The sequence below is a fragment of the Pseudomonas sp. 008 genome, assembly GCF_016861935.1.
GTDB lineage: Bacteria > Pseudomonadota > Gammaproteobacteria > Pseudomonadales > Pseudomonadaceae > Aquipseudomonas.
Genome location: NZ_BOMA01000018.1, coordinates 15,391 through 30,402, shown reverse-complemented (window position 1 = coordinate 30,402; position 15,012 = coordinate 15,391). Strand labels below are relative to the sequence as shown.

Here is a 15,012-nt window from a genome sequence, read left to right as displayed (position 1 = left end):
TCTGCGTGAAAAATACGCTGTGCATCCGTGCGCGGAACTGATGCACAGCGTGGCCTCGCGTGTGGTCCGGCTTTGTTCGACTGGACGTGGTTGGGGCGCGGTAGGTTCAGTGGAGATTGCTGGGGCTTAGAGGGGCTGCTCGCTCGCATCCCCAGAAACGACAAAGCCCTGAAAACACTTCAAAACCACTGATTGCTAAAGCAATCAGGATCCGAAAGTAGCTCACTCGGTCGAAGGGACGGATGCTTTGCTGCCTAAGCGGATCAGCTCATTGGAAAAACACAGGCCGACGATGATCAGTACTGCCCCTGCGTACAGGCTTTCGCGCGGTACTTCATTGAGCACCACAAACGCCAGCAGCGCGGCGAACAACGGCTCGGTCAGCTCCAGCGCCTGCACTTGGGATGGCTTGAGATATTCGATGGCCTTGGTGGTGCAGAAGAAGCCCAGGATTGTCGGCAGCGCGGCCAGCGCCAGCAGTGCGACGATCGCCAGCGGCGACAGCTCGCCGATCGCGAAACCATCGGCCGCTGCCGGCATCAGCAGGTACAGGCTGCCAAAGAACAACAATTGCCGCGTGAAGTGCAGCCCCCCCGACACACCCATCCGCTTCATGGCAACCGAAAAGGCCCCATAGCCGCAGCCGGCCATGGAGGCTAGCGCAGCACCTTGTAAGGTAAAACCCTGCTGCAGGTCGGCGCCGAAGATCACCGCGATCCCAGCGATAGCCAGTGCGGCGCCCACGGTAGCGTTCGCGGTGATGGCATCCTTGAGAAAAATTCGCCCGAGAATGATCGAGGAAATTGAGGCACTGGCCATCAGCACAACCACCACACCTGCTGCAGCGTAATGTCGATAGGCGGACGTTTCGAAGTGGAACAGCACAAAGATGCCAAGGAATGCGCAGATAGCCGCCTGAGTCCATTTGGTCGTCGACGCCGGGCGCTTGAGGAAAAGCAGTAAGATCGAGAGAAGCATGCAACCCAGTACGGTCTTGATGACAGCGACACTGCTGGCGGTGAAGCCATTACTCATGAGTACTTTGCTGAGTACACCGATCGTTGCGTTCAGTGCCGCGGCGGAGAGGGCAAATATGATGCCTTTGCTGAAAGTCGATTGCATTGATGACGATCCCTGTCGCTGATTTGTCGTTCGATAGAATGCCGCCCCACATCGATGGGACGTTTACTCCCATGCATCGCCGTGAAGGAGTGCTGAAGCGGATGGTTGAGGTGATTGCGGGTGGCGAGAAAAACGACTCTGGCCTTGGCAATCATCGGAATATGCTCGGCGAGTTCGATAAATCAAGTCAAGGCCTTGAAGGTAGTCAGATACGGCAACAGCGTTAAGCCACTTACTCCTTCCGGGCAGATTCCGGAGCAGGGATAATGCGCCTTTCCCACCAATCGGGTGAATTAATCGCCCAGCACAAGCAGCCGCCTGGACTCGGCTGCCACCACTACAGGAAGGAGCTTTTACATGTCATACCGGCTTGCCATTTTCGACTTTGACGGCACGCTCGCTGATTCCTTTCCGTTCTTTGTTTCAGTGTTCAACCAGGTTGCTGACAGACACGCATTCAGTCGAATTCACCCGCAAGAGTTGGACTGTCTGCGCAAGCAGGGGGCTCGGGAGATCATGGCTCATATCGGAATGCCTCGCTGGAAGCTGCCTCTGGTGGCGCGAACCTTCATGAGCTTGATGAGGAAACATCGAAGCTCGATCCCACTGTTCAATAACATTGCAAATACCCTTGCCCATCTTGACGAGAGAGGACTGATTCTGGCGGTGGTATCTTCTAATTCCCAAGAAAATATCACGCAAATTTTGGGCTCCAGCTGTCGACATATCCGGGCCTTCGAGTGCGGCGTCTCCATTTTCGGCAAGGCGTCTCGCTTGCGCCGTGTCATGCGCAAATTCGACGTGGCGCCAGAAGACGTTATCTACATCGGCGACCAACCTACGGATGGTGAAGCAGCAGCGACTGCCGGTATCGCCTTTGGTGCGGTCGCCTGGGGATATGGAGCATATGATGCATTCCACAGTCTTCAGTCCCATGAGTGGTTCGCCGATGTGAGCGAATTACGGCGACTGGCAGGAAGTGATACGCACCTTGAGTCATCCGCAAGTTTATAGGCTTGACCATTGAGTGGCGATTTCAGCCGATTCCAACAATCAGCCTCTGGCCGAGAGCTGTCAGCGGTGAGGGGAAACTTTCGACCCAAGGCAGCCGTTGAGATCTATGTGTTGTCGCTTTATGTTATTCGTTTTCATGGAGGATTCTGACTGATGGCACGCGTGGGATTGATACTGACACCCGGTTTTGCGGACTGGGAATATGCTTTCATTGCAGGAACCGCATCCCCGTTCTACGGGATCGACGTTAGGTTTTTCGCCTCTACTACGGGGCAGTTCCGCTCGCAGGGTGGATTGGCAGTAACTGTGAATTGCAGCTTGCAACAATGCCTGGACTGGAAACCGGACGTTGTTGTCGTCATCGGTGGAATGATCTGGGAACGTGCAGATGCACCGGATATTCGGGACTTTCTTCATACTAGTCGTTCAAGTGGCGCGACAATTGCCGGTATCTGTGGGGGAACGCTGGCACTTGCGAGAGCCGGGCTTCTCGACACGGTTTCTCATACCTCGAACAGCGCTGACTTTTTACAACAGAATGCCGCAGGTTATGAAGGGTCCTCGCTTTATCGAAGCAGTCCAGTAGCTGTGGTTGCTGACCGCATCATAACTGCGCCAGGTCCTGCTCCCGTTAGCTTTACCTGCGCAGTGTTCGAAGCTGCCGGGTTAACTTCAGAGATCATTTCTCAGTTCAGGTCAATGTTGGCAGCGGAACATCGGTGACCGCTTCGTCCTGAAAAAACAGCCAACCAGGTGATGTGCTCGAGTGTCCGCTCTTGGCCGATTCTGTTGAAAAAGTCGGCTTCGGTTTCCACGGCAGAAAAGTACGCGCCTGAGATTGAAGTCTGTGTTTTGGGCAGAAGGTTCAGGACTCGGATTTCGCGTAGCAGCGCGCAAAATAGGCGTTTTCAGCGGTCAGTATGCAGGCCGTCTGGAAGAACCGACTTTTTCAACAGAATCGACCCATAGCGGACGCTCCAGCAGCCAGTCAGATGTGTCTACGAGACCAGAGGGCTATTCAACTTACTGGAAATTGTCTGCCCCCGACCTAGGCAACCTCATTGCGCACTTGACGGCAACTCTTATCCGGTATGGCGTGGCTTACAACCTCCTAACATCAGGCATTAGGTACTTTAAGGTCGAACAACAGCTCATCGGTTGCGCGATCAAAATGGTCGGTAAGGAAATCCAGCAATACACGCACGCGGGGAATCCGGTAACGATTGCCGTGTAATACCGCGTAGACGCCGGCCTCTCGGGCACAAAAGTCAGGTAACAGCACCTTCAGTCGTCCAGCACGGATATCGGCTGCCGCATCCCAAATGGTCTTGCGTGCGATGCCATGTCCAGCCAACGCCCATGCGCGCGCGAGGGCGCCGTCGTTGGTTTCCCATGCCTGGCTCATGGGAACGGTGTGGTTCCATTCCTGACCATCCACCACAAAGTGAAAGGTGTTCAATGGACCTGCAGACGTCACCAGCACGATGAACTTGTGGCTAGGCAAGTCAGTAGGGGTTTGGGGTTCACCGTATCGCGCCAGATAATCAGGCGAAGCGCACAGTACTCGCCAGTTGGGAGCCAACTGCCTGGCGATCATCGAGCTGTCATGCGGCTGTCCAAACCGGATTGCCAGATCGACATCGTCCTGCACCAGATTTGACACCGAGTCCGACAACGTCAGCGCGACGTACAGTTCCGGGTGCAATGTACTGAATGTCTCAAGCCAGTCATTTAAAAGATTGCGGCCAAAATCGGCAGATGCGGATATCCGTACCTTGCCACGCACCTCTGTTTGACTGGCTTGAAGCCCCGCTTCCGCCTCATCGATAGCCCGCAATGCGACCCAGCATTGCTGCAAATAAAACCGACCTTCTTCCGTGAGGCGCAACTGACGCGTTGTGCGATCAAACAACTTGGTGCGCAGCGCCGCCTCAAGCTTGATAAGTCGCGCGCTGGCCGCGGCCGGCGACAGCGCCAGTTTGCGCCCTGCGGCAGACAAGCTGCCGAGTGCTGCCGCTTCGACAAACAAACGCATGTCGCCCAATCGGTCAGTAGCCATATTCAATTCAAATTTGATGGTTCATCAAATGGTAGACCAATTATCAAATCCGTAGCAATTCATCACACTCACGTCTCCCATTCCTCTGAGCACAGGTCATGACCGGCAAATCGCAATTTGAAAATGGCTCTTTCACGACATCGGGCAATACCGGATACCTCGCTACTGGGCGTCTTCCATTGGCGGCCCTGTTGGCGCTGACAATGGGGAGCTTTATCGCCACCGCCAACGAAACGGTGCCAGCAGGACTTTTGCCGCAAATCGCCGAGGCATTTGGTGTGTCGCAAGCGTGGGCTGGTCAGATGGTGACCCTATGTGCACTGGGCTCAGGGTTAGCGGCTATTCCATTGACTCTCGCGTTGCAGGGCTGGCGTCGGCGCTTGGTGCTATTACTGGCTGTCGGGGTGTTTTGCGCCTGTAATGCGGTGACCGCTCTGTCGCCCTGGTTTTCATTGACGCTGGCTGCCCGCTTCATGGTGGGTATCGCAACCGGTCTGGCCTGGAGCCTGCTGGCCGGCTATGCCAGACGATTGGTCGCCCCACAGCAGCACGGTCGCGCAATGGCGCTGGCCATGCTCGGCATCCCTTTGGCACTAGCCCTAGGCGTACCGCTAGGTGCCTGGCTCGGCAAGCTGCTGGGATGGCGTTGTGTGTTCGGGACTCTCTCAGGACTCAGCCTTTTGCTGATGGCCTGGATATATCTGAAAGTGCCTGATTATCCCGGACAACGCTCCGATCGACGCGTGCCGCTACGCAGGGTCCTGCAAACCCCAGGCGTGCGGCCCGTGCTGGCGGTGGTCATGCTCTGGATCCTGGCCCACTACACCCTCTATACCTATATTGCTGCGTTCCTGGCTTCTGTTGGATTGGCCGATCAGATAGATCGGGGCCTCCTTTCATTCGGTATTGCGGCCTTGTTCGGTCTATGGATGATTGGCACGCTGATTGATGACAGGCTTCGGAGTCTGGTACTGCTCAGCCTGACAGCATTCATCCTGGTTTCGTTTGCCCTGGGCTTGGGTGACCTGCCCGTCAGTGCGATCTATATCGGCATCGTCCTGTGGGGGATGAGCTTCGGTGGTGCGCCAACCTTATTGCAAACCTCCTTGGCTGATGTTGCCAGTGACGGCGCCGATATTGCGCAATCAATGTTGGTGACCGTCTTCAATCTGGCGTTTGCAGGCAGTGGTGTGATCGGCGGCATTTTCCTGGAAACATGGGGGGCAGGTGCTATTCCCTGGGTAGCGCTGGCATTGTTGTTACCAGCGCTGTTGATTGTTTCGATAGCCAAGGGGCATGCTTTCAGGCGTTAACTACTGCCGAGGCGTTGAGGATTTATCAACCCTAAGAGGGTGGGCAGAGGTGATGCCACGACGGGATCGTGGCGAGCATGATGATGCACGGTCGGGTGGGAATTATCGAGTCGCGTTGAGTGGCTGCTTCTGGCCCGAAAGCTTCAAAAAAAGCCCGGACTTAGCCGGGCTCGTTAAAAAAAGTTCAGCGCGAATCCACCTCTTTCGCGATCTCGGCGGATGATTTTTCCCTGCGCCTCTGAAGCCAGCTATAGAACGCATGTACCGGATGGAGGACGGCGGTAAGCACGCCAAGCAGCAGGATGATGAAAATGATGATCAGCGGGATGCTTTCGTGCGAGAACATGGTGGGTTACTCCTGTATTCACTATGTCGGAACCCACAGGCTAGACGCATAGAACAATGTTTTTGATGAACGTATATTCATCCTCGGGTGCGTCAATTGTGCTACGGAGAGAGTCGCCAAACTGATTATGAATGTGCTTTGTACGGTGGCTGTGGCGAGGCCGAGATCTACTGCTTAAGCATCAAACTGCGCCATAGGATCACAGTTGGTGCAACAGGCACGACGTCCGTTTGCTGCGCTTCCTGTTTCGGCAACTCTAGTGTCGTCAACTCGCTCAGCCCGGATGAAGAATGCTGGTGTGCTAAAAGTTGCTCGGGCTCTTCGGTCGACTCATCGATAGGCGGCGTAGTCATTTGATCGAAACAACGACCTTGCCTTTGGCTCGTCCCTGCTCGACATACTTCAACGCCTCTGCCGTTGATTCAAAGGGGAAGGCGCGGTCAATCACCGGTTTGATGATGCCGGCCTCAATGAGCGCGGTTATTTGTTGCAGTTGGGTGCCGTTGGCCCGCATGAATACAAACCTGTAGTTGACGTCTTGCTTGCGGGCCTTGCGCCGAATACCGAGGCTCAGCAGGCGCATGATTTGCTTCAATGGCCAGGACAAATCTTGCTCCTGTGCGAACTGCGCAGTGGGTGGCCCTGAGATGGAAATGAGCTGGCCACCTGGCTTGAGCACCTTGAGTGACTTCTCCAGGACATCGGCGCCGAGACTGTTCAACACTACGTCGTAGTCGTGCAAGACACTTTCGAAGTTCTGCTGTTTGTAGTCGATCACCAGATCGGCCCCCAATGCCTTCACCCATTCGACATTCGCAGTGCTGGTGGTTGTAGCGACAAAGGCACCGAGGTGTTTGGCGAGCTGGATGGCGAGGGTGCCGACGCCGCCGGAGCCGGCGTGAATCAGCACTTTCTGACCCTTTTTCAGTTGGGCGGTTTCGACCAGCACTTGCCAGGCGGTCAGTGCAACCAAGGGGAGGGACGCGGCTTGTGCCATGCTGGTATTGGCAGGTTTCAGGGCGATCGCGTTCTCGTTCACGGCGATCAATTCGGCGAACGTGCCGATCCGCGCTTCCGGTGGGCGAGCGTACACTTCGTCTCCCGGTTTGAAGCGTGTCACCTTCGAGCCCACCTCAATCACGACGCCTGCCAGATCGTTACCCAGGATCAACGGAAATGAGTAGGGCAGGATCAGCTTGAATTCGCCTTTGCTGATCTTCGAATCCAGCACGTTGACGCTGCTGGCGTGTACCTCGATCAAAACGTCGTGGGCACTCACTGCGGGGGCGGGAGCTTCGCCAATCCGCCCGGGGTTCTTGCCATAGCGATCAATTAGAAATGCTTTCATCGTGGTGCGGCTCTTGTCGGTTGTAAGGAGGGTAGCCGGTGCGTTGCTGCGTTGCTGCGCCGCGTTGTCAGGCATCGAGGAACGCCTGCGCCTTGGCCACAAAGTCAACGTGGTGTTGGAAAATACCGCCGTGCCCGGCATCCTCATAAATCACCAGTTGTGCGTTGGGGATACGCTTTGCCAGTGCACTCGAGTTAACGCTGGGCACCATGATGTCGTTGTCGCCGTTGACGATCAGCGTCGGCGTCCGCAAGCGCCCGAGGTCTTGCGGCGGCTGTTTGCCCCACGCGGTGATGGCTTTCAACTGCCGCAGGAAAGCGCTGGGCGTCGGGCCCTTGTCGCGATTCTTTTTGCGTACTTTCAGGCGCTGTAAATACTGCAAGGCGGATCGACGGCCATTGGGCGTCGAAGTAAAAAACAGGTAGAACTTCGGATCGCGCAGGGTCAGCAAGCCTTTGAACATCAATGGCCATGTCACCGAGCCGACCTTGTCGATATCGCTGCCGCCGGCCGGTCCGGTGCCGGTCAGAATCAAACGCCGCACCAAATTAGGTGCCTTCAGGGCGATGTCCTGAGCGACGAAACCGCCGAGGGAGAAACCGAGCACATCAACGGTTTCCAACCCCAGCGCATGGATCAGCTGGATGGCATCGTCAGCCATTTCGCCGACGGTCAGTGGTGCGCTTCCACCAGAGCCGCCGATGCCGCGATAGTCGGTGGTAATGACGCGTCTGGTTTGTGCAAGGCCATCGATGATCGCGGGGTCGAAGTTGTCCAGCACCGCGCCCCAGTGGTTGAACAGTACTAGGGGCACACCGGTTGCGGGGCCGGTATCGCGATAGGCAAAGGGAATGCCGTTGACCGTGATCGTCTGGTTCGTCGCATTGATGAACGACGTCTGTGAACCCGAGGGCGTACTTGTCTGCGTTGAATTCATTGCTACTCCGGACAGCGGGTCGGATTCGATGCAGTGACTTGCGCCTGCATCGAATCTGGCGCTAATGCTCGCTACCAAAAAATCACTGTGGAGTCTGGTAGCGCTGGGCAACCGCAGACTGGCGGATTTGTCCCAGCAGGCCCTGACGTGCGCTCTGCAGCTCATCCCAGCGTTCCGCTTCGTGCAGCGGCGGGATGGTCACCGGTTCACGACGATCAAAACCGACCAGGGCGGCATCCACCAGATCGCCCACTTCCATGATTTCGCTCAAGGTGTTGATGTCGACGCCGGAGCGATCCCAGATCTCCGTGCGGGTGGCGGCGGGCAGCACGGCCTGCACGTAGACGCCCTGAGGCGAAAGTTCCAGGCTCAGGCCCTGGGAAAGGAACAGCACAAATGCCTTGGTCGCACCGTAGACCGTCATGCCGAACTCCGGCGCGAGGCCCACCACCGAACCGATGTTGATGATCGCGCCGTCGCCTGCCTTGGCCAGGCGTGGGGCGATGGCGCTGGCGAGTCGTACCAGCGCCGTGGTGTTGAGGGCGACCAGTTGCGCAACGCTGTCGGTGCTTTGGTCGATGAAGTTACCGGACAGCGCGGCGCCGGCGTTATTGACGAGGATGCCGATGCGGGCGTCGTCGCGCAGGCGGCTTTCAACGGTTGTCAGATCGCTGAGTTGGGTCAGGTCCGCCGCAATGACATCGACGGCGACGTCGTGTTCGCTGCGCAAGCGCGCTGCAAGCGCGTCCAGGCGCGCCTGATCGCGGGCGACCAGTACCAGATCGTGGCCGCGTTGCGCGAAGCGCTCGGCGTAGACCGCGCCAATGCCGGTGGAGGCGCCAGTGATGAGAACAGTAGGGCGAGTGCTCATGGGGTATCTCTCTTTCAGGATGTGTGAAATAGAAAGCGCGATCACTGATGGCTCAGCTTGCGGTAGCGCTCGATTCAGCCAGCGTCGGGTAGTCGATGTAGCCAGCCGCACCGCCGCCATAGAGGGTGGCGGGATTGAACGCGGACAATGGCGCGCCACGTTTGAGGCGCTCCACCAGATCCGGATTGCCAATGAACGGGCGACCGAAGGCGATCAGGTCGGCCTGGTCTTCAGCGAGCCTCGAAGTCGCCAGCTCCAGGTCATAGCCGTTGTTAGCGATGTAGGTGTTTTTGAAGCGCTGGCGCAGAGCGCCGAAATCGAAGGGCGCCACGTTGCGCGAGCCACCGGTCGCGCCTTCGACCACGTGCAGATAAACCACGTCGAGGGCGTCGAGTTGTTCAGCGACGTAATCGAATTGCGCCTGCGGATCGCTGCTGGATACGCCATTGGCCGGCGAAACCGGAGACAGGCGCACACCGGTGCGATCCGCGCCGATTTCATTGATGACGGCCGTCGTCACTTCGAGCAACAGACGTGCACGATTTTCAATCGAACCGCCGTAAGCATCGGTACGCAGATTGGCGCTGTCCTTGAGAAATTGATCCAGCAAATAGCCGTTTGCACCGTGAATCTCCACACCATCGAACCCAGCGGCGATAGCGTTGGACGCAGCCTGGCGGAAATCGGCGACGATCCCCGGCAGTTCGCTGATGTCCAGTGCGCGCGGCTCGGAGACGTCTTCAAAACGGTTGTTGACGAACACTTTGGTGGCGGCGCGCAGTGCAGAAGGGGCCACAGGAGCAGCGCCGTTTTCTTGCAGATCAACATGCGACACACGGCCGACATGCCACAGTTGCAGGAAGATTTTTCCGCCCTTGGCGTGGACGGCATCGGTCACGGTGCGCCAGCCGTCTATCTGCGCCTGCGTGTAGATCCCCGGGGTGTCCTGATAACCCTGGCCCTGGCGGGAAATCTGCGTGGCTTCGCTGATCAGCAGGCCGGCGCTGGCGCGTTGGCTGTAATAGGTGGCCGCGAACTCGCTGGGGACGAAGCCCTGGCCTGCGCGGTTGCGTGTCAGCGGCGCGAGGACGACCCGGTTCGACAGCGTTAGGCTGCCAAGGGTGTAAGGGGTGAACAGATTCTGATTGGTCATCTGGTATTTCTTCCGTGCCCGTTGATGGAGATCGGTGTTGCGTGTAATTAGGATGATGATCGAAATCTAAACTGTCAACGGTTTTGATTATGACCAGCATCTATGTATGATTGGACGCATGATTTCCCGGTAAACACGAGGTATTGCACGTGAGAGTGACCAAGGCCCAGGCGCAGGCCAATCGAGAGCACATCGTTGAAACGGCCTCAGAGCTGTTCCGTGAGCGCGGCTTTGACGGCGTCGGTGTGGCGGATCTCATGGCGGCTGCCGGTTTCACCCATGGAGGCTTCTACAAGCACTTCGGGTCGAAGGCCGACCTGATGGCCGAAGCCTCGGCCTGCAGTCTTGCCAAATCGCTGACAGGCGCCCAAGCGCTCGATGTTCCGGGCTTCATCAACGTCTATGTGACCCGAGAACATCGGGACGGACGTGGCAGCGGTTGCACTATGGCTGCGTTGTGCGGCGACGCGGCGCGTCAATCGGATGATGTGAAAACGACATTTGCCGAAGGCATTGAACACACCCTGCAAACGCTGGGAGAGAAATATCCGACGGGACCGGATGCCGAGGCGGGAGAGGGGAGAAAGAAAATGATCGACCTGCTGTCTCGTGCTGTCGGCGCGATTATTTTGTCGCGTGCCTGTCCGGATGATTCTGCACTCGCGGATGAGATCCTTGAGGTTTGTCGCGCTGAAATGTTGGCTTCGTTGCCGGTCGATGAAGTTGAACCGGTGTTGAAGGAAGATTAATTCAAAGCGTGAACGGCCTATTCGCGCGATCAAAATACGCTACACAGTTTTTTGACCCATTTGATTTGAGCGGGATTTGTTGTGTTGCGGAATGGGAGGGTTGCGCAAATGACCCAAAAGATGCGGAAACGATCTAGAAAGGACGGAATAAAAATTGCGGATCCCAGAAACGACAAAGCCCCGAAAAATCAGGGCTTTGTCGTATAAAGATGGCGGAGGCGATGGGATTCGAACTCATGGACCTGTTACAGTCGACGGTTTTCAAGTCCGCTATTTAAAGCCGCTAAATTCGCGGCGTGTAGCATTTTTTCGTTCCATTACTTTCAATTTTCGACATCGCTAAGATGGCTAGCTGATTTGAGTGACCAACCAGGGAGGGGTGATATGAAGCCAGCAATCAATGCGGTGATCATTTATGCGAAGGATGTCGCGAAGACTTCTGATTTCTACACTCGGCATTTTGGGTTTTCCGCATTGCCGGAACTCAACGGCATCACGGAACTGACTTCGCCAGCAGGTGGCGCCAAGCTACTTCTGCACAAGGCGGCCAAAGGCCTAAAGAACGGTCAGGCGTGCGTGAAAATCGTTTTTGATGTGGATGACGTTCAGGCTTTCAAGGAGACCTCTGCAGAAAAGGGACTGCTTTTTGGCCCGACACACGAGGCAGAGGGGTACAGTTTTTCCAATGCCAAAGATCCAGACCAAAATAATGTCAGCATTTCCAGTCGTGCATTCAGATCGTGACCTGATTCAAAACCACTTGGCTGCACTCATCCATTCCGCTGGTTGCCGTTGGGCACGGAGGGGAGTGCATGCGGGTGGTGTCGGAGGGGAAGGGGTTGCCCAAGGCGAAGTCAGTTGTTAAAACGGCTGCCCACTTACTGCCAAGGATTGCCTGCTATGCGTTTTTTGATTCTCAGTGCTTCAATACTTTTCGTAGGTTCGGTACTGGCGGACCCAGATCCAGGCAAAAATCCCTACGAAGTCAGCGACGCGAACTGCACTGCCGAGCACCTCAAAACACTGCCCGATGATGCTGCACGCAAGGAGCTGGTGAGCAAGTGCCTGCGTAGAGGCGAATTCAAGTCTTCTCCGCCCAAAAGTTGGTGAGGCGTTAAGAGGGCGCATGGAGGGGGCGTCCGCATCGGGGTGTGATCTGGCAAGAGCGCCACCTGCTCGCAAGTTCCGTTCTCTGGCGCCCTCACTTGCGAGCTTTCAGATCACACCCCGATGCGCTCTCATAGAGAGGATCGGGCATTTAACGACAGGCTGTCGTGGCGCTGGTTGGTCAGTCGTAAATGCCGTAGCTGAATTCTTCTTCTTCGCAGTCCACCAATATCTTGGCTGAACCGAAGTAGAGGGCAGCCAGCAGCTTTTCAAACTTGCTCCTGAACCGCAGGGTTTGGCCAATCTTCTCGTTGTCGATCTTGTCTGCGTAGACGGTGCCGACTTCGCGCCCCTTTTCGTCACGATCCTTACCGCGTCTATCGAATGAGATGTGAATGGCGTTATCGAGGCTGTACTCGTCTCGCTCGCGGCTGCTGTAGAGCGAAGAATCATCCTTGGGCTTCTTGTCGAAGTAGATGTGCAGGCCGCCGTAATCGGACCCTTTGAAGCGTATATTTTCCTAGGTGCCGATCCGGCATTACCCAGTGAGGATTCAGCTACCTTCGGCCCTGGACCTTTTCTGCTGCATCACCTGTACGGCAGGCCATCCGAGATGATCGTTTTTGGCGGCCCTTGGCTCGTAAGCGTCTGCTCAACACATCTTGTGATGTTAAACAGGCACCCGTCCATGCTGCCCCGGCAGCTTTGCAATTTTTGCTCGCCTGATGCATCGGGAGGCGCAGAGCCCCCCCTTCAAAGCCCTGCTCTAGAGATTGCTTTCCGATTGCGTCGGCGGGGACATTTAGGTATTCAAAAACTTGCCGATAACGGTTTGATATCTGAACCAAGGAGTTGTTTTTGAACATCCGATTGCTGGCCCTTTTTTCTGCGCTGTTGCTGAGTGGCTGTGGTTCTACTAATTACGAGCAGCCTATACAAGAGCAGCCCTACGATCAGGCAACCTCCGCAAGGATCCGTCTTTTCGGAAACAACGGTTTGCCCGTCGCAATCAATCCTGGGCAAGACTGCGCTTCGAGCAAAGAACCTCTTTTTGCCTACGGCTATACCGTTGCAGATAAGGTCAATTCCACCGTAGGACAACACACCAAACGAAGTATAGGAATGCCTGCGTCATGGAGGAGCGATCATCTGAGCTATGGCGAGTCGTACTCAGAGTTTGTTATCCCCGCAGGAGCCCCTTCTGTGGTCTTGATGAAAATGGTCACCGACCAAGCGTTTTGTGTGCCACCTACCCGAGTATTTACTCCTGAGGCAGGTAAAGATTATGAGGCATACCTTGACCGGCATGACGGGAAATGCGGCGGAGTGATTCGACTGCTCTCCGGTTTAGAGACGCCCGGCCCTATCGCAGAAGTCCCGTCGAGTAGTTGCGCAAAAAAATAGATATCCTCCCTGAGTTTCGGCCGCTTCTCGCCTCAAGCTCAGGTAGGCACCCACTGATGCGGCAGCAACTGATCGATCTCACTCGCCTGCTGCGTCGGCAGCCGCGTCAGTACATCTTTGAGATAGGCATACGGATCATGCCCATTCATGCGTGCCGACTGGATCAAGCTCATGATCGCGGCGGCCCGCTTACCGCTGCGTAGTGATCCGGCAAACAACCAGTTGGAGCGGCCGAGTGCCCACGGCCGTATCTGGTTTTCGACTGGATTATTATCTATGGGCACAGCACCGTCCTCGATATATCGAGCCAGTGCGCCCCAGCGCTTAAGGCTGTAATCCAGAGCTTTGGCGATAGCCGATCCTTCGGGCACAAGATCGCGCTGGGCCAGCATCCAGGTATGTAATGCATTGAGTATCGGCGCCGCTTTTTCCTGACGTATTCTCCAGCGATCTTCTTCGGTCATATCCCGCGCTTGCCGTTCGACTTCGTACAACCCGCCAATCGAATGAAGCGCCTGTTCGGCCAGTTGGCTTTTGTTGGTCGCATGCAGATCGAAGAACTTGCGGCGGGCATGCGCCATGCAGCCGATTTCCGTGATGCCTTGCTGGAAGCTTGCCTTGTAGCCGGCGAAATCATCGCACACCAGCTTGCCGATCCACTGGCCAAGGAAGTTACGCGCATGTTCGCCCGCACGGCTCGGGCTGAAGTCATAAACCACTGCCTTGAGCGGCGAAAAAAGGCGTAGAGCAGTAAGCCCAGATGTAAGCACGGTGGGTCTTCTTCTGGCCCGGCGCGAGCATCTGCACTGGCGTTTCGTCAGCGTGGATCACGCCTTGGGCAAGTACCGTTTCACGTAACGCATCGACCAGCGGCTGGAGCTGCACCCCGGTTTGGCCGACCCATTGCGCCAGTGTCGAGCGAGCAATAGCCAAGCCGGCACGACCAAAGATTTTCTCTTGCCGATACAGCGGCAAGTGGTCAGCGAACTTCGCTACCATTACGTGGGCGAGAAGGCCTGCGGTGGGTATTCCCTTATCGATAACCTGGGCCGGAACAGGCGCCTGGATCAGCGTTTCGCACTCGCGACAGGCCCATTTCCCCCGTACGTGTTGCTCGACCGTGAACACGCCCGGCGTGTAATCCAGCTTCTCGCTGATGTCTTCTCCGACGCGCTGAAGCTGGCAGCCGCACGCGCACTGGGTGTTGTCTGGTTCGTGGCGGATCACGGTGCGCGGAAACTGCGGTGGCAAGGCTCCACGCTTGGGCTGCTGACGCAGTTCGGCCGGAGCAGCAGGCGGGTTGACCGACTTCAACTCAGCCTCGATAGCTGCGATATCAGTATCCAGGAGGTCGTCGAGCAGGCTGCCTTGGTCAGGGCTCAGCTGTTCGCTGCGCTTGGCGAACTTGTGCCGTTTGAGCAGTGCGATTTCGTGGGTGAGCTGTTCGTTGACCGTTTCGATTCGCTGGATCTTCTTGCCCATCGTGTCGACCTGCGACAGCAACTGCGCAGCGAATGCACGCAGTTGATCGGGGGTCAGTTGATCGAGATTGGGCGAGGAAGTCATGCCCTGGATTTTACCAAAGCAGA

The 15,012-nt window shown here is 56.4% G+C and carries 15 protein-coding genes and 2 pseudogenes; 9 read left to right on the top strand and 8 right to left on the bottom strand.

From position 1 onward, the window contains the following. Positions 1-222: 222 nt before the first annotated feature. Positions 223-1,122 carry a DMT family transporter gene (locus JUI81_RS28355; protein ID WP_204125478.1) on the bottom strand — a complete coding sequence of 300 codons (900 nt, stop codon included), beginning with the start codon at positions 1,120-1,122 and terminating at the stop codon, positions 223-225. A gap of 2 nt (positions 1,123-1,124) precedes the next feature. On the opposite strand from JUI81_RS28355, the gene JUI81_RS28350 reads away from it, so the two are divergent. The 3 genes from JUI81_RS28350 to JUI81_RS28340 all read left to right on the top strand — a co-directional run bounded on the left by JUI81_RS28350 (position 1,125) and on the right by JUI81_RS28340 (position 2,859). Next, positions 1,125-1,349, top strand: a complete 225-nt coding sequence (locus tag JUI81_RS28350) for a hypothetical protein (RefSeq protein ID WP_032831163.1) — start codon at positions 1,125-1,127, stop codon at positions 1,347-1,349. 130 nt (positions 1,350-1,479) lie between these two features. Continuing rightward, entirely contained in the window at positions 1,480-2,136 is a 657-nt protein-coding gene (locus JUI81_RS28345) for an HAD hydrolase-like protein (RefSeq protein ID WP_019578439.1), read from the top strand. A 153-nt stretch (positions 2,137-2,289) separates the two neighbouring features. Then, positions 2,290-2,859, top strand: a complete 570-nt coding sequence (locus tag JUI81_RS28340; RefSeq protein WP_019578440.1) for a DJ-1/PfpI family protein — start codon at positions 2,290-2,292, stop codon at positions 2,857-2,859. Between the two features lie 394 nt (positions 2,860-3,253). Here the strand turns inward: JUI81_RS28340 and JUI81_RS28335 are convergent, their stop codons facing one another. Then, positions 3,254-4,195, bottom strand: coding sequence for a LysR family transcriptional regulator (locus tag JUI81_RS28335; protein WP_019578441.1), 942 nt, complete (start codon positions 4,193-4,195; stop codon positions 3,254-3,256). 98 nt (positions 4,196-4,293) lie between these two features. Here JUI81_RS28335 and JUI81_RS28330 point away from each other — a divergent pair, with 98 nt between their 5' ends. Next, positions 4,294-5,508 (top strand): MFS transporter, encoded by a 1,215-nt coding sequence (locus JUI81_RS28330; RefSeq protein ID WP_204125477.1) that lies wholly within the window; start codon positions 4,294-4,296, stop codon positions 5,506-5,508. A gap of 184 nt (positions 5,509-5,692) precedes the next feature. Here JUI81_RS28330 and JUI81_RS28325 read toward each other — a convergent pair whose 3' ends face one another. The 5 genes from JUI81_RS28325 to JUI81_RS28305 all read right to left on the bottom strand — a co-directional run bounded on the left by JUI81_RS28325 (position 5,693) and on the right by JUI81_RS28305 (position 10,163). Continuing rightward, a complete protein-coding gene (locus tag JUI81_RS28325; protein WP_019578443.1) occupies positions 5,693-5,854 on the bottom strand; it encodes a hypothetical protein in 162 nt (53 codons plus the stop codon). Positions 5,855-6,203: 349 nt separating this feature from the next. Then, positions 6,204-7,202 carry an NADP-dependent oxidoreductase gene (locus tag JUI81_RS28320; RefSeq protein WP_204125511.1) on the bottom strand — a complete coding sequence of 333 codons (999 nt, stop codon included), beginning with the start codon at positions 7,200-7,202 and terminating at the stop codon, positions 6,204-6,206. A 67-nt stretch (positions 7,203-7,269) separates the two neighbouring features. Beyond that, entirely contained in the window at positions 7,270-8,139 is an 870-nt protein-coding gene (locus tag JUI81_RS28315) for an alpha/beta fold hydrolase (protein ID WP_204125476.1), read from the bottom strand. 82 nt (positions 8,140-8,221) lie between these two features. Beyond that, positions 8,222-9,010, bottom strand: a complete 789-nt coding sequence (locus JUI81_RS28310) for an SDR family oxidoreductase (protein ID WP_204125475.1) — start codon at positions 9,008-9,010, stop codon at positions 8,222-8,224. Positions 9,011-9,062: 52 nt separating this feature from the next. After that, positions 9,063-10,163, bottom strand: coding sequence for an alkene reductase (locus JUI81_RS28305; RefSeq protein ID WP_204125474.1), 1,101 nt, complete (start codon positions 10,161-10,163; stop codon positions 9,063-9,065). 149 nt (positions 10,164-10,312) lie between these two features. On the opposite strand from JUI81_RS28305, the gene JUI81_RS28300 reads away from it, so the two are divergent. The 5 genes and pseudogenes from JUI81_RS28300 (at position 10,313) to JUI81_RS28285 (ending at position 13,423) form a co-directional block, all read left to right on the top strand. Continuing rightward, a complete protein-coding gene (locus JUI81_RS28300; RefSeq protein ID WP_172901196.1) occupies positions 10,313-10,912 on the top strand; it encodes a TetR/AcrR family transcriptional regulator in 600 nt (199 codons plus the stop codon). Positions 10,913-11,296: 384 nt separating this feature from the next. Beyond that, the gene (locus JUI81_RS28295) at positions 11,297-11,656 is read left to right on the top strand and encodes a VOC family protein (protein WP_204125473.1); all 360 of its coding nucleotides are present in this window, start codon (positions 11,297-11,299) and stop codon (positions 11,654-11,656) included. Positions 11,657-11,812: 156 nt separating this feature from the next. Continuing rightward, positions 11,813-12,022 (top strand): entry exclusion lipoprotein TrbK, encoded by a 210-nt coding sequence (gene trbK, locus JUI81_RS28290; RefSeq protein WP_204125472.1) that lies wholly within the window; start codon positions 11,813-11,815, stop codon positions 12,020-12,022. 496 nt (positions 12,023-12,518) lie between these two features. Continuing rightward, positions 12,519-12,659: pseudogene (locus JUI81_RS31915) on the top strand (phage tail protein); the annotation flags it as partial. A 218-nt stretch (positions 12,660-12,877) separates the two neighbouring features. After that, positions 12,878-13,423: a hypothetical protein gene (locus JUI81_RS28285; RefSeq protein WP_168233381.1), complete on the top strand. Its 546-nt coding sequence runs from the start codon at positions 12,878-12,880 to the stop codon at positions 13,421-13,423. 38 nt (positions 13,424-13,461) lie between these two features. Here JUI81_RS28285 and JUI81_RS28280 read toward each other — a convergent pair. Then, positions 13,462-14,989: pseudogene (locus JUI81_RS28280) on the bottom strand (IS66 family transposase). Between the last annotated feature and the right edge of the window lie 23 nt (positions 14,990-15,012).